The following is a 20,479-nucleotide window of genomic DNA, read 5'->3' as shown; positions in this document are numbered from 1 at the left end:
GTTTGTTTTTGAAAGTTAAATGAATTTCAAATTTAAGTTTTTTCTTTATAAAAATTAAACTTTTATTAAGATAAAATTCGTACATAAAACTCGCAACAATCTAAAAAACAATATTTTACAAATCAAAATGTTTCGCCAGCATTTAGATAAAATCCTTTTGAATTATTTCCCCAGGCATAGTCTACAATTAAATTAGTGCGTGTTTTTTTATCGATCAAAATACGTAAACCAAGCCCTGCGGCTGGCTGAACTGACTTAAATAGAGAGGTATTATTATCGACATTACTTGCGGTTACGAAGTTGGTAAAAACGGTTCCGCTTATCATTTGATCACAAGTAATAGGAAACCTGAATTCTGTAGAAAGATATATTAAACCGTTTCCTCTAAATAGGCCTTGTGTGTATCCTTCTCCGCTTCGGCTACGCTGATCCCAGCCAATTGCGGGTAAATTTAAATACGGCACTTTTCCTCTGGTAATAAATTGTCCGTAAGCCCAAAGCGCTAAAATATACCTTTCGTTTTTGCTTGAGAGTGGTATAAAATGACGGTATTCTGCATACAATACATTACTATATTCCTGATTATGAAACAATACAGGGTTAAAACGATAATTGATATTAGCAAACCAGCCACGGGTAGAATTTACCTGATTGTCTCTGGAATCGTATACTAAATTAAGACTAACGCCGCTTAAGAAATATTCTAAGTCATCAAATCCGTGCTTTTGACTGTAAGTGTAATGATAGGTATATTTTCCGTTTTCTACATCAAGATCTTTATCGTCTATACTGGCATACCAATCCAGATTGACGCCTCCGCCTACATAAAAGTTTTTATAGACTTCAAAAGATACGGTTTGATGAAACTTAAAATAATCATAGTCCATTGGCTGGGCAATCGAATCTATGCTAAAGTTGTTTTTCTTACTATGATGCGGGATAATGTCAGTTCCGAGTCCGTAATTTGGCTGGGAGAAAATATACAATCGATAATCGCCGCTTAAAAAAATCTTGTTGTTATTGAGCAGGATATTATTCTTGACATTGACTAGCCATTGATTTTTAACGGTATAGGTGATGCCTAAATTGGCAATCGAATATTTATCTGATGCTTCTTTTCCTTTGAAAGTATATTGCGCTACGGCACCAAAAAAAAATCCGGTTGCGGGCTGAGAACCAATTGCGGGAATTATAAGAAAAAAGTTGTTTTTTGAAGGTTTAGCCACATATGAGGAATCTTTCTTTTTGAAGATCTCTAAAATCGTTCTTGGCGGACATATTTCCGGGTTATTATTTTCGGTTTGTGCTATTGAACTGAATGAAATAAAAAAAACAAACCCTAAGATTTTATAATAATGAAAATAATTATTTTTTAAAAATTTTACCATGAGAAAGTTTTAATTTTTCGAAATAATATTCAACCCTTATGTAAATATACATCTTATTTTCAACGCTTTACAATGTGTTATTAAGAAAATTCTACATTTTAAAACATAAAAAAAGCCGTCAATACAATTTGACGGCTTTATAAACTTATAAGTCTTTTTTCTTATTTCGTGATAAACTTTGGATTGATCAGGTTATCTAGTGAATAGATTTCATCCCATTTTTCCTGTGTGATTAGTTTTCTTTCTACCACCACAATATCATGAACACTTCTATTCATTTTTAAAGCTTCGCCGGCAATACTGGCACTTACTTCGTAACCTAAAATTGGGTTTAATTGTGTAACGATTCCAATGCTATTCATTACCATATTATAGCAATGATCTACGTTTGCAGTGATTCCAATAATACATTTATCGATTAAAGTCTGGATGGCATTTGAAAGATAATCTAATGAAGTAAACATCGCAAAAGCAATTACCGGTTCCATTACATTCAACTGTAATTGTCCTGCTTCAGCCGCCATAGTAACGGTTAAATCCTGACCAATTACATAAAAGCAGGTTTGGTTTACTACTTCCGGAATTACCGGATTTACTTTACCGGGCATGATCGAAGATCCTGGCTGACGTGCCGGCAAATTAATTTCGTTGAAACCTGTTCTTGGTCCTGAACTCAATAATCTTAAATCATTACAGATTTTAGAAATTTTTACTGCTGTTCTTTTTAATGTTCCCATAATCTGAACGTAAGCTCCTGTATCTACCGTAGCTTCAATTAAATCAGGAGAAAGCGTTAACGGAATTCCAACTTCTTTGGCTAAATAGTTCACGCAAATTTCAGGATAACCTTCCGGTGCGTTTACTCTTGTACCAATTGCGGTTGCTCCCATATTAATTTCAAGAACCAAACTCTGCGCTTCTTTTAATCTTCTAACATCTTCGCCTATCGTTGTGGCGTATGACTTAAATTCCTGCCCTAAAGTCATCGGAACGGCATCTTGCAATTGGGTTCTTCCCATTTTAAGAACGCTTTTAAATTCTTCTCCTTTTGCAGCAAAAGCAACTTCTAAACCTTCTAATGTTTTAATAAAGCTTTCCATTTTCATGTAAAGGGCAATTCTAAAAGCTGATGGATAAGCATCATTTGTAGATTGAGAACAGTTGACATGATTGTTTGGATGCAGGAAATTATACTCGCCTTTTTTATGTCCCAGATATTCTAAACCAATATTAGCAATTACTTCGTTGGCATTCATGTTTACAGAAGTTCCTGCTCCGCCCTGAATTAAATCACTTACAAATTCCTGATCGAATTTACCGGCAATAACCTGATCACTTCCGTAACAGATGGCATCAGCAATTTTAGGATCCAGCGCACCACAATCTTTATTGGCTAAAGCTGCTGCTTTTTTTACATACCCTAAAGCTTTAATAAATAAAGGTTCTTTTGAAATTGGAATTCCTGTAATATTAAAATTCTCTACCGCTCTGAAAGTTTGGATACCATAATACAAATGATTCGGAATATCTAATTCCCCTAAAAAATCATGTTCTTTTCTTGTTGATCCCATATAATATAAGTGCTACGTTTTTTACTTAAAAATCAATGTAAAGCTACAGCAAAATACTATTATAATAAAATATTTCAAATTAAAAATCAATATGTTTTTCTAAAAAAGAAGCCTTAAAATTAAATACTTATCATTTTAAGGCTTTAAAAATATCATATTCACAAAAACAACACATAAAAAAAGCATCTTAATTTCGTATATCGAAACCCAAAATCTGTTTATTTTCTTAAGAAAAAATACACTTCAATTATAAAATTAACACAAGTTCTTTACTAATTAATGCAACGTAATTATTATCTTTTCACTCTCAAATAATCATTAAAAATTGCCTTGAAAAAAGAGTCTGAATATTTCCTTGATAAAGAATACAATACCATTACTTATGGTAGAGATGATGCAAATTTTAAAGATTTTGAATGTTGTGTTTTTAATAATTGTAATTTTTCTGCCTGCACTTTTCTAGCGGTTACTTTTATCGATTGTGTTTTTAACGATTGCATTTTTAATGAGGCAAAAATAAATTACGTCGCCTTTAGAACAGCTACATTTAACCGCTGCGAAATTAAAGAAGTGAATTTTGCCATGTGCGACAAACTCATTTTCGAAGTTCATTTTTATGATTGTACTTTAGATTTTTCGAAGTTTTATACTTTAAAAATAAAAGGAACAACGTTTACCAATTGCAGTTTAATTGCGGTCGATTTTATGGCTGCAGATCTTACCAGTGTCCTTTTTGACAATTGCGATTTGTACCGATCAGAATTCGACAAAGCCATCGCCAACAAAGCCGATTTTAAAACGAGCTATAATTATACGATTGATCCATCAAAAACAAAACTAAAGAAAGCTGTTTTTTCTTTGAAGGAAGTAAAAGGATTGCTGTTTAAGCATGATGTGATTGTGAGTTAATATAAAATTTGAACACGAATTTCACGAATTTACACGAATTGGTTTGTGAAAATTAATTTCACAAAGTAAATTAGACATTGAGAATTAGTGTCAATTGGTAAATTTGGGCTTAAAATTAATTTACAACACTAGACAATCATTTATATACAAGCATTTTAATCCTAGTTTGTCATTTCGAGGAACGAGAAATCCTCGTAAGAAACTCTACAAAGATTGATTATTAGGAACGGAGCTACTTGCGAGGATTTCTCGTTCCTCGAAATGACAAAAATGCTGAAAATTACTTTTACAGCTTCTTCTCCATCACATAATCTTCCATCAAATAACTGTTTCCGATTTCAATATCAACTTCTTCTTTAACTTCAAAGCCTATTTTTTTATAAAAACCTAAAGCAGAATTGAATCGGTTTACGTTTAACAACAATGCTTTTGAATTATTTTCTAAAGCTAATTTTCCAATTTCGTCAATAACTTTTTTACCAATTCCTTTTCCTTGTGTTTCCGGCAAAAGATATATTTTATGAATTTTCGTTATTGCTTCTCCATTATAATTATGTTCAATTCCGATAAAACCTATATTAGTTTCATCTTCATCAATCATATAAAATAATTGTATTTTTTTATTGTATTGTTCGTTTAAAGCTTCAGTAGAATAAAAAAGCCCCAACATATAATCTAATTGTTCTTTTGATAGGATTTCACCGTAAGTAATAGGCCAAGTAATATTTACTATATTCTGAATTTGCTTAATATCGTTTATTGTTGCTGCTGTAATCGTAATCATAATTCTATTTAAAATGCTTTTATTACTTAGTAAAAATTTGATTTTCTTGTTCGCTTACGCGGATAAAAGTCGTTCGTTTTGTTAATTCTTTTAATTTCGAAGCCCCTACATAAGTGCAAGTACTTCTTAATCCGCCTAAAATGTCCAAAACGGTATTGATAGCCTGACCTTTAAAAGGTACCTGAACTGTTTTTCCTTCGCTGGCTCTGTATTCTGCAACTCCTCCAACATATTTATCCATTGCTGTTGTAGAACTCATTCCGTAAAATTGTTTGAATTTTTCGCCGTTTATTTCGATCAGCTCTCCTCCGCTTTCGGTATGTCCTGCGAGCATTCCGCCTAACATGACAAAATCTGAACCTGCGCCAAAAGCTTTAGCAACATCTCCGGGAGTTTTACATCCGCCATCGCTTATAATATGTCCGCCCAAACCGTGCGCAGCATCTGCACATTCGATAATAGCCGAAAGTTGCGGATATCCTACACCTGTTTTTACGCGAGTGGTACAAACTGAACCTGGTCCAATACCTACTTTTACAATATCGGCTCCAGCCAATAATAATTCTTCGACCATTTCGCCGGTAACCACATTTCCGGCAATAATAACTTTATCGGGATATTGTTTTCGGGTTTGTTTTAAAAACTGAACAAAATGCTCTGAATAACCATTGGCGACATCAATACAGATAAATTTCAGCAACGGATTTGCGGTTATAATTTGACCAATTTTCGTAAAATCTTCCTTTCCGGTTCCGGTACTTATGGCAATATAATCGTAGAAATCCGGCGTAACATTTTTCAGGAAATCATTCCATTCTTGCAACGAATAATGTTTATGAATGGCCGTAAAAAGCTTTTCTTTTGCCAAAACCTTCGCCATCTCAAAAGTACCAACGGTATCCATATTAGCTGCCATAATCGGGATTCCTGTCCAGATTGTGGTAGAATGCAAAAATTTAAAATTCCGCTCAAGCGAAACTTCTGATCTGCTTTTTAATGTAGATCTTTTTGGCCGAATCATTACATCTTTAAACCCTAATTTCAGATCCGTTTCTATTCTCATGGTTTTACGTTTTGGTTACTCTCAAATATAAGAAATTTTAGATTGCTGATTTTAGATTTTAGATTATTAAAACTTTGCGGTTAATTCGTACGCGGATGACACGGATTCGCTTTCGCGAAAACACGGATTTTATACGGATTTTCTTTTTTTTGAAAACTTTATTACTGGAGCGCGTTTCGACTTCGCTCAACGTGACAAACTGAAAACTGCAACTGATACTGCGACTGTCCTGAACACTAAAAAAACTGAAAACCGAGACTGAAAACTGAGACTAAAAACTACCCGTGAATCGTTTCGCCTTTTCCGTAATTTGTGATGATAGATTCTTCGTACGCCAACCATTCTCTCCAACGTTTTTCAACGTCGATTCCTACTCCGTATTTTCTGGCGTATGTGATGAAGGTTGTGTAATGTCCTGCTTCGCTTTCCATTAATTCTCTGTAGAAAATGGCTAATTCTTCGTCCTGAATATTTTCAGATAAAACTTTAAAACGTTCGCAGCTTCTGGCTTCAATCATGGCAGAAAATAACAATCTTTCTACAAGACCTGAAACTCTGCTTCCGTCTCCACTTTTCTTCATATATAAATACAATTCATTTACATAATCGTCTTTGCGCTCGCGCCCTAGTTTTAATCCTCTTTTGATGATAATATTATGAACTTGCTCAAAATGATCGATTTCTTCTTTGGCTAAAGCCAATAAATCTTTTACCAAATCCTGGTGTTCTGAGTTATTTGTAATAATTGTAATCGCGTTTGTTGCTGCTTTTTGTTCGCACCAAGCGTGATCTGTAAGGATTTCTTCAATATTTTTTTCTACAATATTTACCCATCTTGGATCTGTTGGTAATTGTAATCTTAGTACGCCCATTTCTTATAAGTCTTAAAGTTGTAAAGTCGAAAGTTGTAAAGTCAAAAAAAGTCGAAGATCAAAACTAAAATAGAATTTTACATTCCATTTCAAGACTTTCGACCTTCGACTTTAAGACTTTATGACTGATTTTTAGTAAACGAAAATTGGTCTTTCGCTCATCATTTCATTTACTTCGTTTGCTACTTCTTCGATAACAGCTTCATTAGTATGATCCGCTAATACTTTATCGATAAGTGCTACGATAGTTTCCATGTCTTCTTCAACTAAACCACGAGTTGTGATTGCAGCTGTTCCTACACGAATTCCTGAAGTTACAAATGGTGATTTATCATCAAATGGAACCATATTTTTATTTACAGTGATTTCTGCTTTTACTAATGCGTTTTCAGCTTCTTTACCAGAAATATTTTTATTTCTTAAGTCGATAAGCATCATGTGGTTGTCAGTTCCTCCAGAAATAATTTTGTATCCTCTTTTTACAAAAGCATCTGCCATAGCATTTGCATTTTTTTGCAATTGCATTGCATATGTAAAGAACTCATCTTTTAATGCTTCACCAAAAGCAACAGCTTTAGCAGCGATAATGTGCATTAAAGGTCCTCCTTGGTTTCCTGGGAAAACAGCAAGATCTAATAAAGATGACATCATTCTGATTTCTCCTTTTGGAGTTTTTAAACCTTGTGGGTTTTCAAAATCTTTCCCCATCAAGATCAAACCTCCACGTGGTCCACGTAAAGTTTTGTGAGTTGTTGTAGAAACGATATGACAATGAGGAATTGGGTCATTCATTAATCCTTTTGCAATAAGACCTGCAGGGTGAGAAATATCAGCAAACAAGATTGCTCCTACGCTGTCAGCAATTTGTCTGAAACGTGCAAAATCCATATCACGAGAATAAGCTGATGCTCCTGCGATGATTAATTTTGGCTGCTCTTTTGTTGCAATTTCCTGAATTTTATCATAGTCTAAACGCCCTGTTTCAGCATCTACACCGTAAAAAACAGGCTTGTATAAACGACCTGAAAAGTTTACCGGAGAACCGTGAGTCAAGTGACCACCGTGAGATAAATCAAAACCTAAGATCGTATCTCCAGGATTTAAACATGCATGGTAAACTGCTGTATTTGCCTGAGATCCTGAGTGAGGCTGAACGTTTGCATATTCAGCACCAAATAATTCTTTTGCTCTGTCTATTGCAATTTGCTCAATAACGTCAACTACTTCACAACCTCCGTAGTATCTTTTGCCAGGATATCCCTCAGCATATTTGTTAGTTAAAACAGAACCAGCTGCTTCCATTACCTCATCACTTACAAAATTCTCTGAAGCGATAAGTTCTAATCCGTGAATTTGTCTGTCTTGTTCCTCTAGTATAAGGTCAAAAATTTGTTCGTCGCGTTGCATTTTTTCGTTTTTCGTTAATTTCCTGCAAAAATACAAAAAAACGTTTGTCAAACTGCTAGATTATGATATATTTGACATAGAATTTTTCAACAAATAATTAACATTCACATGCCAATAACCGCTAACGATACCAAAAGAAAATCATGGTTAGAAGTGCCAGAAAATAGCGACTTCCCTATTCAAAATATTCCTTTCGGTGTATTTCTTACTAAAGAAAATGTCGTTACAGTAGGAACACGAATTGGCGACTACGCTATAGATTTAGGGGCTCTACAACAATTAAACTATTTCGCAGGAATAGATTTAACTGATGATATGTTCATGCAGGACACGCTTAATGATTTTATTTCTGATGGAAAAAAAACATGGCGTTTAGTTCGAAATCGCATTGCCGATATTTTCGACGAAACCAACCCGCAACTAAGAGATTCAACAAAAGATCGCGATATTGTTATTTTTAAAATCGACGATGTTGAGATGCAATTACCGGTCTTAATTGGTGATTATACTGACTTTTACTCGAGTAAAGAACACGCTACGAACGTGGGAAAAATGTTCCGCGATCCTGAAAATGCTTTATTACCAAACTGGTTACATATACCTGTAGGATACCATGGCAGAAGTTCTACTATTGTTCCGTCCGGAATTCCGGTTCACAGACCAATGGGACAAACTTTACCGGCTGGAGAAAAATATCCGGTTTTTGGACCTTCTCGTTTGGTAGATTTTGAATTAGAAACAGCTTTTATTACCACTGACGTAAATATAATGGGAGAAAATATCCCAACTTACGAAGCCGAAGATTATATTTTTGGAATGGTTTTATTGAATGACTGGAGCGCGCGCGATATCCAGAAATGGGAATATGTGCCTCTTGGACCATTCTTAGCTAAAAACTTTGCTACATCAATTTCTCCGTGGATTGTAACTATGGATGCTTTGGAACCTTTTAGAACTAAAGGTCCTAAACAAGATCCTTCGCCATTACCTTATTTACAAACTAAAGGGAAAAAAGCCTTCGATATTCATCTTGAAGTTTCTATTAAACCAGAAGATGCTGAAGAAACTGTGGTTTCTAAATCAAACTTTAAATATTTGTACTGGTCAATGAGTCAGCAATTAGCACATCATACTTCTAATGGTTGTCGTGTAAATTCTGGTGATATGATGGGTTCCGGAACTATTTCTGGTCCTACTCCGGACAGTTTTGGTTCGATGTTGGAATTGACATGGGGAGGAAAAAATCCATTGAAATTAAACGATGGCAGCGAACGTAAATTTATCGAAGATAATGATACTGTAATTATTAGAGGTTTTTGCGAAAATGCTGAAGTGAGACTTGGTTTTGGAGAAGTTGCCAGCCAACTTTTACCACCATTTATCAGACCATGAAGAGCAGATAAAGCATCTGAAGAGATCTAGAAAATAAAAAAAACCTTAGTGAGAACTAAGGTTTTTTTTATACTTTATATTTAACCAAAAATTGAAAGAAAAAGTTATTTTTATTCCAAAATCACTTTTACCCAAACCAAACGATGATCTGAACTTGATTCCCGTTTTTCAACTAATGCTGACATTGGTTCACCTTTTGCAGGCCAGAATACACCACTGGCGAGAATCTTAAAGCCTAATCTTGATGGTAATACGTAATCAGCTCGCATTCTCCAAAAAGCTGTATGATTAACTCCAAAAGTGTTTTCAGGACTATATTCAGCGCCGCCTTTACTAGAAGGTGTAAAGTCGCTATTAATTTCCGGACTGTCTATTAAGGACTTTATACCTTCTCTAATAGCGTTTCCTTCAACTGGTGAAGCATTTTGATCACCCATTATGACAAATCGAGAATCAGGAGGCAAACCACCTTTTACCCCTTTATCATCATAAATATACGAAGCCGAATTGTCTGAAATATAATCTCTCCAGAATCGGATTTCATCATGATTTCTTTTGCCATTTCGATCTTCATCACCATCAAAAGTAGGAGGAGTTGGATGACTGACTAAAACATGAACTATTTTATTACCAATCTCTACAGGAACATCCCAATGAGATTTTGAAGATAATGGAAATTCCTTCCATGCTTTCTTACTATACCAATTCGATCCATCTGCTTTTTTGGTAAGCAATGCTCCTGGCATATCTTTCCATTTAAAATGCTGAAAAGTCCGAACTGCCTTAACATCAATAGGATATTTAGATAAAAGCATCATCCCATATTGCCCGGGATACATTCCAAATCCCCATGCATCATTCCCAAAATTATTTAATTTTCCATCATTGTTTAAATCGTAAGGACTTGGCTGGCCAGTATTCACTGTTGAATAATAGTAATAAGGATAATCAATAGCCGCCACTCCGCCCTGGCTCACATTCAGGTAATTTTTGATGAATGCCTTCACTCCAAGTTCAGGGTCTTTAATGTAATCGAATTCATTTAACAGAATAACATCTGGTCTAACGGTCTGAATAATCTGAGCAATATTTCTGATTTGAGTATTACGCCCTGAATTAAGCTGATAAATCAATATTTGCTCCGATTTTCCCATTGCGCCTTTGGGAGAATAATTATCAGCTTCCATACTCACATTGTAGGTAGCAAATGTAAGTTCTGGTTTTTCCTGCGACTCAGACTGTGAAAATAAAGCTCCGGAAGAAAGCACGGAAAGGATAAAAAATATTTTCTTCATATAAAATTAAATCTGCATTTCTGCATTGTTGAACATACGAATATAAGAAGGATGTTGGGACACATAGCAAATCTGTCTGTTAAATATACAATAAAAAAAAGCTGCCACTTTTGGTGACAGCTCAAATGATATAAGAAAGTCTCTGTATACCTGATAATTTTATCACAGATTAATGCGACTATTTTTTTATGCAGGAATCTGTTGGCTTAAACAATGTAAAGTTCCAAATCCCCAGATAAAATCGATACAGCTTATTCCTATTACTTCTCTGTCAGGGAAACATTCTGCTAATATATTTAATGCAACTCGGTCATTGCTATCATTAAAAGTAGGAACCAAGACACAATTATTCAAGATTAAAAAGTTAGCATAACTTGCAGGTAATCTTAAATCTTCAAAATCTACACGTTTTGGCATTGGTAACGCTACGATTGTTGGTGATTTTCCGTCTTCTAATTTTGCATTTTGCAAACGTTTCAAATTGTCTTGCAACGGTTTGTAATTCGCATCATTTTTATCTGTTTCAACAATTGTTACAATCGTATCTTCGTTTACAAATCGGCATAAATCGTCGATATGACCGTGAGTATCATCTCCTTCTATTCCGTCTCCTAACCAAATTACGTTGGTAACTCCAAGATATTCTTTAAAAACAGCTTCGTAATCTTCTTTTGTAAAGTTTTTATTTCGAACCTGAATTGTCGGGTGCATCAAACATTCTTCAGAGGTTAATAAAGTTCCTCGTCCGTTTACATCAATTGCTCCGCCTTCTACAATTACCGGTTTTCCTTTATACATTACCTGAGTTAAGGGAACATCAATAAAATCGGCAATTTTACCCGGAACAAATTTATCTAACTGATAGTTTTTATATTTTGCCCAACCATTAAAATTAAAATTTAATGCTTCTCTTTTCGAACCATTTTTTACAACAATTGGCCCAGAATCACGCATCCAGCTTCTGTTTGTTTTATGAATGATAAAAGATACATTCGCAATATTTACGCGTGCTCTTTCTAGCATTTCGGCTACTTTTTCTTTTAGTTTTTCATCGGCTACGACCAAAAAAACAGTTTCAAAAGTGGCTACTTTTTTAATAAATTCTACAAAAGCCCATTGAACAGCCTCATATTTTCCTGGCCAGTCGTTACCATTATGCGGAAAACACAATACAATTCCTTGTTGTTTTTCCCATTCTGCTGGAAATCTTCTATTATTTGTTGACATAAAATGTTTCTAATTTTGAAAGTGTACAAAGATAAGCATTCGGCAGGATTATAAAATAGCAGAACCAAAATCATATCAATTTAAGACAAATTATCTTCTAAAAATTAAGTTAAAGATTAAATAATGAAGGCTTAATATACGACCAAGATCTCCTAATTACATTTGGCAAAACTAAAACACACACAAAATGAAAAAACTAAGTATCTCACTATTAGCCGCTTTATCTATCATGGTAAGCTGTAATAATGATGAAAATTCTAAAAAAGAAGAAGAAGTTCTTTTAAACGAAAATCCAGGGTCTTTTAAAGAAATTGGCTCTATAACTATTGGTGGCGAAGGCGCAGCAGAAATCACAGCCTACGACGAAAAAACAAAAAAACTTTTTACAGTAAATAATAGCGGAACAAACCAAATTGATGTTATTGATTTAACTGATCCGACGAAACCAGTTAAAATTGGCAAAATAGATTTGACTCCATATGAAGGAGCTTCTAATAGTGTGGCAGTTTTTGAAGGGAAACTAGCCGTTGCATTAGAATCTACAGTAAACAAGCAAGCAAACGGTAAAGTAGTTGTTTTTAATACTACCGATTATAGTGTAATTAAGCAAATTACTGTAGGTGCTTTGCCTGATATGATTACATTTTCGCCTGACGGAAAATATATTATGACAGCTAACGAGGGTGAACCAAATACTGATTATTCGCAAGATCCAATTGGAACGATTTCTATCATAGAAGTAACTAATAATTATGCTGTTACAACTTTAGATTTTAGTTCTTTCAGCGGTCAGGCTGAAGCACTTAAAAAGGATGGTTTCAGAATTTCTAAAGCTGCAAAAAGCTTTGCTCAGGATATTGAACCTGAATATGTTACTATTTCTGATGATTCTAAAACTGCTTGGGTAACATTACAGGAAAATAATGGAGTAGCAAAAGTAGATTTGACTACTAAAACTATCACGGCTATTTATCCTTTAGGATTTAAAAATTTCAATACTGCCGAAAATGCAATTGATGTAAGCGACAGCGACGATAAAATAGCTTTTAATCCGTGGAAAGTAAAAGGAATGTTTATGCCTGACGGAATTAGCCATTTTTCTTCTAATAACGTTCCTTATTTTGTTACAGCGAATGAAGGTGACGCTAGAGAATATACGGCCAACACAGACATTAAACGTATGAAAAGCATGAAATTTGATGCAACTGTTTTTCCTGATGCTGCTACCTTAAAACTAGATGCTAATTTAGGAAGATTAAATCTTGTGGCTGATATGGGTGATACTGACGGCGATGGAGATCTTGATGAATTAGTAGCTTTTGGAGCTCGTTCTTTCTCGATCTGGAACGGAAATACTGGAAAAATTGTTTACGACAGTAAAAATGATGTAGATAAAAAAACAAATGATCTAGGAACTTATGACGACAAACGCAGCGATGATAAAGGTTCTGAACCGGAAGCTGTGGTAGCTGTTAAGATGGGAAGTCAGAATATTCTGTTTGTTGGCTTAGAAAGATCTGATGCTTTCATGACTTATGATGTAACGAATCCTACTTCGCCTCAATATTTACAAACGGTAAAAACCGGTGATGCTCCTGAAGGAATATTATTTATTCCGGCTTCTAAAAGTCCAAACAAAAGAAGTTTGTTAGTCGTTAGTAGTGAGGGAGATGGAACGATAAAAATATACCAACCAGATTTAAAATAACTTTCACATTTACAATTTTAAAGAGGAGCTAAATTTATATTTAGCTCTTTTTTTTGGTCTAAAATTTTGATTCTTTTAACGTATTTACATAAATAAAACCCAAAAGGTGGGAATTATGTAAGAGCAAATAGAACACATTCTAAAACTCGTAGTATAATTTTGTCCTGAGTTTAAAACGAAAAACTCGTAATAATCACAATTAAATTAAAATTTGGATATCATGAAAAAGAAATTAGCTTCAGTATCGCTTTTACTACTAACATTTGCTGCGGGTGCACAAAATATGGCAACGACATCAGCTCAACCTACAATTGAAAAACCTTCTTACAATAAATGGTCTTTAGAGTTAAATGGTGGTTTAAACAAACCTCTTAGAGCATTAACCCCAGGTTATTCTACAGAAACTGCTAGTCCGTTTCACGCAGATTTAGGTGTAAGATATATGTTCAATCCTAAATTTGGTTTGAAACTGGATGTTGGATATGACCAATTTCACGAACGCGATAACACGCCGGAATTCGACAGCAAATATTACAGAGCAAGTTTACAAGGGGTTATTAACCTTGGTAGAGCTTTAAACTTTGAAACCTGGACAAACACTTTTGGTTTATTAGCACATGGTGGTTTTGGTGTTTCACAATTAAGCAATGATGACGGTTTTGACGGAAAAGATTACATGGCTCATGGAATCATGGGATTAACTGGACAAGTTAGATTAAGTAACAGAGTTGCTTTAACAGGAGATCTTACTGGTATTGTTAACGGAAGACAAAATCACAACTTTGATGGTCACGGAGTTCCAACTACAGGTTCATTAGATGGTGTATTATTAAATGCCTCTATTGGTTTGACTTTCTACTTAGGTAAAAACGAAAAACATGCTGACTGGTATTCTGAAGAAAATGAAAGATTAAACCAATTAGAAAACAGAGTTACTACAATCGAAACTGGTCTTATTGACACTGACAAAGATGGTGTTGCTGATCTATACGATTTAGAGCCTAATACTGTTTCAGGAGTTGCTGTAAATACTAAAGGACAATCTATTGATAACAACCAAAATGGTGTTCCGGATGAATTAGAAAGCTACTTAGACAAAACTTATGTTAAAAAAGGTGCTGAAAGTACAGCAACAAATAATACTGTTGAAGAATTGATTAACGGAGGTTATGTTAATGTATATTTTGACTTTAACTCTTCTAAACCAACAAATGCTTCTTTATCTGGTGTTGATTTCTTAGTGAAATACTTGAAAAATAATCCAGGAAAATCTGCAGATATCGTAGGATATGCTGACGAAATTGGAAGTTCAAGCTACAACACTGAATTATCAAGAAAAAGAGCTGAAGCTGTGAAAAAAGTAGCACAAAATGCTGGAATTGATGCTTCAAGATTAAATGTAATTGCTAACGGTGAAGATACTTCTGTGAACAAAAATTCTAAAGAAGCTCGTCAAATCGTAAGAAGAGTTACTTTTAAAGTAAAATAATCTTATTATATATTTTTTAAAGATCCGCTTTGGAATATTCTGAAGCGGATTTTTTTTGGTTTTAAGAAAAATAAAATAAGAAAAATAAAAAGGACGAAATTTATATTTCGTCCTTTTTGTATTTATAAATTAACTGAATTAGTCAATTGCTCTTTTTGTAATATCTCCAAAAGCATCAATTCTTCTGTCTCTGAAAAATGGCCAGTTCTGACGTACATTTTCCTGTAGATCCAAATCAACTTCGGCAATTAGAATTTCTTCCTGATCGTGCGAAGCCTGAGCTAAAATCTCACCTTGAGGTCCCGCAATAAATGATGCTCCCCAAAACTGAATTCCTTCTGTTCCTTCGATATATTTTTCTAAACCAATTCTGTTTGCAGCGGCAACAAAAACTCCGTTTGCAACAGCGTGACCTTTCATAACGTTCATCCAGGCACCGTATTGATTTTCTCCGTATTGCTCTTTTTCTTTTGGATGCCATCCAATAGCGGTTGGATAAAACAACACCTCAGCTCCTTTTAATGCTGTAATACGAGCTGCTTCCGGATACCATTGATCCCAACAAATTAGAGTTCCGATTTTTCCTTTTTTAGTTTCAATTGCTTTAAAACCTAAGTCTCCAGGAGTAAAGTAGAATTTCTCATAGAAATGCGGATCGTCCGGAATGTGCATTTTACGGTATAAACCAGCTTCTGTACCATCAGTGTCAATAATATAGGCACTATTGTGGTAAATTCCAGCCATTCTTTTTTCGAAGAAAGGAACAATAATTACTACTCCTAATTCTTTTGCCAATTCGCTAAAAGCAATAAATGAAGTACTGTAAAGTGGTTCTGCTAATGCAAAATTGTCTACGTCTTCGCTTTGGCAAAAATAATGACTACTATATAATTCAGGTAATAAGATCACTTCGGCACCTTTAGTGGCAGCATCTTTTACCCAGCTGATACATTTTTTAAGATTATTTTCGGCAACGTCATTTAGATTTAACTGAATAACGGCGATTTTATATTTTCTTTTCGGCATGACATAAAATTTAGAGTGCAAAAATAGTAATTTTTAGAGGAATGGCAAAGTGTTGTTATTAATCGAAAAAGTTCGCTAATGAATAATTCCAGATGTTTGTTTCTTCTTGAATTTACCAGATTTATATGATCAATCCTAACGAAATGTTCAGAAAAAAGAAAACCATATTACAAATATTTTAAAAACATTTGCAAAATGGTTCTCACCAAAATTTTATCTAAGTAATCACTACATTAGGGTATTTATTTAAGTATTACCTTTTTATTGATTATCGAATTATCATCCATTATAATTTTAATGTAATATACACCTGTAGATTTTCCTGAAAGATCAATATTCTGAAGATCTCCTGTTTTTACAGTGTCTCTATAATTAATTACTTTTCCTAATTGGTCACTAACTAAAATTGAATTAATAGTTTTATTCTCAGGTATAATAAGATTTATAAGTCCGTTAGTTGGATTAGGGTATAGAGAAATGCTCTTATTAAAATCTGGAATATTAATTCCTAAAGACTTCGTCGTAAAAGATGATATATCTGAATATAATGGATTATTATTCTGATCCAGACCTTTAAGTCGATAATAATATGTTACACCTTTTAAAGGATTATTTAAAACTCCGTATAATGAAAATGTACCATTTCCGTACGTATCACTAATGTTAGTGCTAATGGTTGACCCAAAATCTGGTGTTAGTCCATACTCAAAATCAATATCAGTTATAGCACCTCCTCCTGTAGTATTTAAATATCCTGTTAATTTAACGGAGTCATCATTTTCAAACACATCCCCTACTTTAAAAAGTGGATGTTTAGAAGTATTAAAAATCGCACTCATACTATAAATAACATTTGAGCCATTTAGTGCTTTTATGCGATAAAAATATATTTTATCAGGATCTAAGTTTGTTAATTGTGCTTTTACAAATTTGGCAGATCCCGCTGAAATTTGCTCATTGATAACTATACTATTATCATAGTTTAAAATCCCATATTCATAAACTATATTGCTTATCGTATTAGTTTTAGAAATAATATAAGCCGATAATAAAACATCATTATCTACTATACTTGGAAAATATAGATTTATTTCATATTCTGATTGAGTTACAAAAGAATTAATTTCACTGTAGACATCTTTTCCCTCATATTTTGCTTTAAGTCTCACATAATAATGAGTTTTAGGTTTTAAATCTTTCAAAATTCCATTTACATTTTGAGTAGTATTTCCCTTGACAACAATATTACTACTAAGGACGCTATATTTCGAAAAATTTTCTTCGGTACTATATTGAAATTCTATTCCATCAATATCGTATTGATTAGATGTTATGCTTCCATCAATTATAGCTTTGTTTGAAGAAATATTACTAATGCTATTTAATTTTATCACATAATCTTCACTTGTGGTAAAAAATTTCAGTTCACTAAGATAGGGCTGATTATCGCGACTAGCAACAATTCTATAATAGTACATTGAATTAGGATCAAGGTTAGTTAAAGAAAATGAAAAATCTAATGAAGAGTTAGTATTTATTGAATTTGATAAAGTTGCAACATTTAATTTAGAACCTGACTTAAAATACTCAATCTCAACCTTATCCAAAACACCTTCATTAACAGTTATATTACCAGATAAAATGGCACTTTGACTAAGAATATTTTGCGCTGGATCTAATTGCAAAGTAAATGATTTAAAATCAATACTACTTTTCAAAATTTGTCCACCTTCGCCTGCTAAATAGATATCTTTTCCAGAAATTGAAATACTATTACTAGGTAAAGCTGAAGATAAATTAAATATATTAACCCAACTACTTCCTCCATTTTCAGTTTTATACAACAAACCGTATTCACTAAAAGCATATCCTACATTTTTAGAATAAAATTTAACAGAGGTATAATTTACATAGGGGCATTTAAGCTTTATCCAATTTACTCCACCATTATTTGTTTTAAGAATTAAACCATTATCACCTATTATATAACCATTGTCTTTATCTACAAAATCTATAGAATTTATATATTCCTGAGCAGTAAACATCAATTGCCACGTAATTCCTCCATTAATTGTTTTATAAAATCTTTTATAAGAGTCATGTGCATAACCAACCATTTCATCTAAAAATTGCATTTTAGAAAAATTATAATTCGAAATATTAGCCCAAGTATTACCCCTATCTACAGTTTTTAATATTTTCGGCGTATTATATCCACCAGAAATCAAAACTGTATTCTCATTAAGAATTGATATTGAGTTAACTCCTTCAGAAAGAAGTGCAAACCCATTATTTAGTGCATTCCATGTAACACCTCCGTCTATTGTTTTTAAGACATGGCCACTGTGGGAACTTGCATAACCAAGGTTTTCATTAAAAAAAACAAAAGATTTCATTAAAGAATATTTATCATCATCTACTGAACTAATTATATTCCAACTTGTACCTGAATCTGTTGTTTTAAAAAATGAATTACCGGCCAAAGCAAAACCTATTTCATTTGTTGTAAATTGTACTTTTTTTATATCATTATAAGTAGGAGAATATCCAGTCCATGTTTTACCTCCATCAATTGTTTTTATAATTCTGCCTGAGGCACCGGTTGCAAATCCTCTGTTATCATCTAAGAAATGTATGCCGTAAATATCAGTATAGAGGACACGTCCCAATTGAAAACCAGCGGAATTCCAAGTAAGACCACCGTTTATCGTTTTAAGAATTACTCCGTTCTCTCCTGATGCATAGCCAATATTTTCATTTAAAAATGAAAAAGCAAATAGTGAAGTAGAAATATTTGGAATTTCTATCCAGGTTTCTCCCCCATCAATTGTTTTATAGAGTTCACTATGTTGGCGAGATGCAAAACCAATATTCTCATTTACAAAGTAAATGGTAAAAAAATCAGACGGTATGACATTTGAAGTCATTGTAGCATACCAGTTAACTCCTCCATCAATTGTTTTTAACATTTTTCCATTTTTACAAGCTGCATGTCCAATTAAAGGTGTTGTGAAAAAAGATTTAATTACAAAAGCATTAGGCACATTCAAACTTGACCAACTATTTCCTCCATCTAATGATTTGATAACAGCATTTGAGCTTGAAATAACTACTGTTGTTTCATTCACAATCGTTACAGAATTAAAGTTAGATGAAAAACCTGCATTTACTTGTGTCCATGAAGTACCGTAATCAACAGATTTTAATATGTAGCCTGAATTACCAACTATGTAACCTATATTATTAAAGAATTTTAAATCATTTCCACTATTAATATTTTGCTTTTTTTTCCAGGTTACTCCTGAATCAATAGTTTCTAATATTTCATTTTTGTTTATAATATAACCAGTACTCTCAGAAACGAATTTAATTTCTTTGCCTAAATTAGGAGAAGGTGTAGGATTTAATAATTGCCAATTTTTTTGGGAAATCACATTTGGTATTAAACAAAAAAAAGAAAAAAATGCAATTAAGCAGAGGCGTAAAGTTTTTATCATAAAATAGAATATGGTTTTAGAAATAAGCAATCAATAATGTTAAAGTCGTGTCAAATTAACCACTATTTCTGACAAAAAACAACATTTAAGTCAATTTTAAAATTTATTTTTTTTTACTATCTAATCGAGTTTAACTAAAAAGAAAAACCATTTTACAAATATTTTAAAATATTTGTAAAATGGTTTTCTGACCAAAAATTTATCCAAGTAAACTAATTATTCGATAACCACTTTTTTAGTTACGAATTCCTTATCTGATTTTTTGAATTTGAATTCAAAAGTTCCTTTTACAGCTGATTTAAATTTGTATACCGTTTTCTTAGGATTCGGAACTTGTAATGTACATACTTCTGATGGGTATTTTACTTCAACCTGTAATCCTTTTACATCCTCAATAACTGTTTCATTAAATTTACTGAATTCTGCGCAAGCATTGTCTGCTACAAAAGTGATATCATAACTCAATTCCTGATCTACCTTTCCTGTTGCAGGACCATCTATTGCTGTTACTGATGCTACTCTTACTACTGGGTTAGGTCCTGGTTTATCATCATCATTACTGCAAGAAATCAATGCTGTTGCTAAAAATAATACTACAAGAACTGATTTAAATTTAAAATTTTTCATATAAAATAATAATTAAGTGTTAATTACTATGAAGATGCAAAAGAGTTGCATTGGTTGCTTTAGTAATTTGTTAAATAATTGAACAAAAATAATAAACAATTAAATATCAAAAACTTAACAGAATAAAAAAAATAACGAAACGACAGTTATTTCTGATGAAAATTAATTTTTTCTGGCATAGCCCCGATAGGAACGGCATCCTTTTTAGCCGTTTTTTAACGGAT

General features: G+C 33.2%; 15 protein-coding genes. 4 read left to right on the top strand and 11 right to left on the bottom strand.

What is annotated here, in order from left to right; all coding sequences use genetic code 11:
• Positions 1–122: 122 nt before the first annotated feature.
• Both L0669_RS14330 and aspA read right to left on the bottom strand, forming a co-directional pair.
• Positions 123–1,388 carry an outer membrane protein assembly factor gene (locus tag L0669_RS14330; RefSeq protein ID WP_263758390.1) on the bottom strand — a complete coding sequence of 422 codons (1,266 nt, stop codon included), beginning with the start codon at positions 1,386–1,388 and terminating at the stop codon, positions 123–125.
• A 161-nt stretch (positions 1,389–1,549) separates the two neighbouring features.
• A complete protein-coding gene (gene aspA / locus L0669_RS14325; RefSeq protein ID WP_263758388.1) occupies positions 1,550–2,959 on the bottom strand; it encodes an aspartate ammonia-lyase in 1,410 nt (469 codons plus the stop codon).
• 330 nt (positions 2,960–3,289) lie between these two features.
• Between aspA and L0669_RS14320 the strand changes: the two genes are divergently transcribed.
• A complete protein-coding gene (locus L0669_RS14320) occupies positions 3,290–3,868 on the top strand; it encodes a pentapeptide repeat-containing protein (protein WP_263758386.1) in 579 nt (192 codons plus the stop codon).
• A 286-nt stretch (positions 3,869–4,154) separates the two neighbouring features.
• Here the strand turns inward: L0669_RS14320 and L0669_RS14315 are convergent, their stop codons facing one another.
• The 4 genes from L0669_RS14315 to glyA all read right to left on the bottom strand — a co-directional run bounded on the left by L0669_RS14315 (position 4,155) and on the right by glyA (position 7,994).
• Positions 4,155–4,652 carry a GNAT family N-acetyltransferase gene (locus tag L0669_RS14315; RefSeq protein WP_263758384.1) on the bottom strand — a complete coding sequence of 166 codons (498 nt, stop codon included), beginning with the start codon at positions 4,650–4,652 and terminating at the stop codon, positions 4,155–4,157.
• A gap of 22 nt (positions 4,653–4,674) precedes the next feature.
• Positions 4,675–5,715 carry a GMP reductase gene (locus tag L0669_RS14310; RefSeq protein WP_263758382.1) on the bottom strand — a complete coding sequence of 347 codons (1,041 nt, stop codon included), beginning with the start codon at positions 5,713–5,715 and terminating at the stop codon, positions 4,675–4,677.
• A gap of 278 nt (positions 5,716–5,993) precedes the next feature.
• Complete coding sequence (locus L0669_RS14305) at positions 5,994–6,587, bottom strand: MiaE family protein (RefSeq protein WP_263758379.1); 594 nt, start codon at positions 6,585–6,587, stop codon at positions 5,994–5,996.
• Between the two features lie 132 nt (positions 6,588–6,719).
• Positions 6,720–7,994, bottom strand: coding sequence for a serine hydroxymethyltransferase (glyA, locus tag L0669_RS14300; protein ID WP_173971409.1), 1,275 nt, complete (start codon positions 7,992–7,994; stop codon positions 6,720–6,722).
• Positions 7,995–8,102: 108 nt separating this feature from the next.
• Between glyA and fahA the strand changes: the two genes are divergently transcribed.
• On the top strand, positions 8,103–9,386 hold the full coding sequence (gene fahA / locus L0669_RS14295) for a fumarylacetoacetase (protein ID WP_173971408.1): 1,284 nt from the start codon (positions 8,103–8,105) through the stop codon (positions 9,384–9,386).
• Positions 9,387–9,496: 110 nt separating this feature from the next.
• Here the strand turns inward: fahA and L0669_RS14290 are convergent, their stop codons facing one another.
• Positions 9,497–10,681 (bottom strand): endonuclease/exonuclease/phosphatase family protein, encoded by a 1,185-nt coding sequence (locus tag L0669_RS14290; protein WP_263758377.1) that lies wholly within the window; start codon positions 10,679–10,681, stop codon positions 9,497–9,499.
• Positions 10,682–10,867: 186 nt separating this feature from the next.
• Positions 10,868–11,908, bottom strand: a complete 1,041-nt coding sequence (locus L0669_RS14285) for an agmatine deiminase family protein (RefSeq protein ID WP_263758375.1) — start codon at positions 11,906–11,908, stop codon at positions 10,868–10,870.
• Between the two features lie 187 nt (positions 11,909–12,095).
• On the opposite strand from L0669_RS14285, the gene L0669_RS14280 reads away from it, so the two are divergent.
• Both L0669_RS14280 and L0669_RS14275 read left to right on the top strand, forming a co-directional pair.
• The gene (locus L0669_RS14280) at positions 12,096–13,616 is read left to right on the top strand and encodes a choice-of-anchor I family protein (protein ID WP_263758373.1); all 1,521 of its coding nucleotides are present in this window, start codon (positions 12,096–12,098) and stop codon (positions 13,614–13,616) included.
• A 220-nt stretch (positions 13,617–13,836) separates the two neighbouring features.
• Complete coding sequence (locus tag L0669_RS14275; RefSeq protein WP_173971404.1) at positions 13,837–15,105, top strand: OmpA family protein; 1,269 nt, start codon at positions 13,837–13,839, stop codon at positions 15,103–15,105.
• Positions 15,106–15,243: 138 nt separating this feature from the next.
• Here the strand turns inward: L0669_RS14275 and L0669_RS14270 are convergent, their stop codons facing one another.
• From L0669_RS14270 to L0669_RS14260, 3 genes are all read right to left on the bottom strand, one after another.
• Complete coding sequence (locus L0669_RS14270; protein WP_263758371.1) at positions 15,244–16,131, bottom strand: carbon-nitrogen hydrolase; 888 nt, start codon at positions 16,129–16,131, stop codon at positions 15,244–15,246.
• A gap of 242 nt (positions 16,132–16,373) precedes the next feature.
• The gene (locus L0669_RS14265) at positions 16,374–19,628 is read right to left on the bottom strand and encodes a YCF48-related protein (RefSeq protein WP_263758369.1); all 3,255 of its coding nucleotides are present in this window, start codon (positions 19,626–19,628) and stop codon (positions 16,374–16,376) included.
• Positions 19,629–19,844: 216 nt separating this feature from the next.
• Positions 19,845–20,255: a hypothetical protein gene (locus L0669_RS14260; protein WP_263758367.1), complete on the bottom strand. Its 411-nt coding sequence runs from the start codon at positions 20,253–20,255 to the stop codon at positions 19,845–19,847.
• Positions 20,256–20,479: the final 224 nt, after the last annotated feature.

This window comes from Flavobacterium bizetiae, assembly GCF_024271895.1.
GTDB lineage: Bacteria > Bacteroidota > Bacteroidia > Flavobacteriales > Flavobacteriaceae > Flavobacterium > Flavobacterium bizetiae.
The sequence above is the reverse complement of the archived record's forward strand: the minus strand, read 5'-3'. Positions and strand labels throughout refer to the sequence as shown.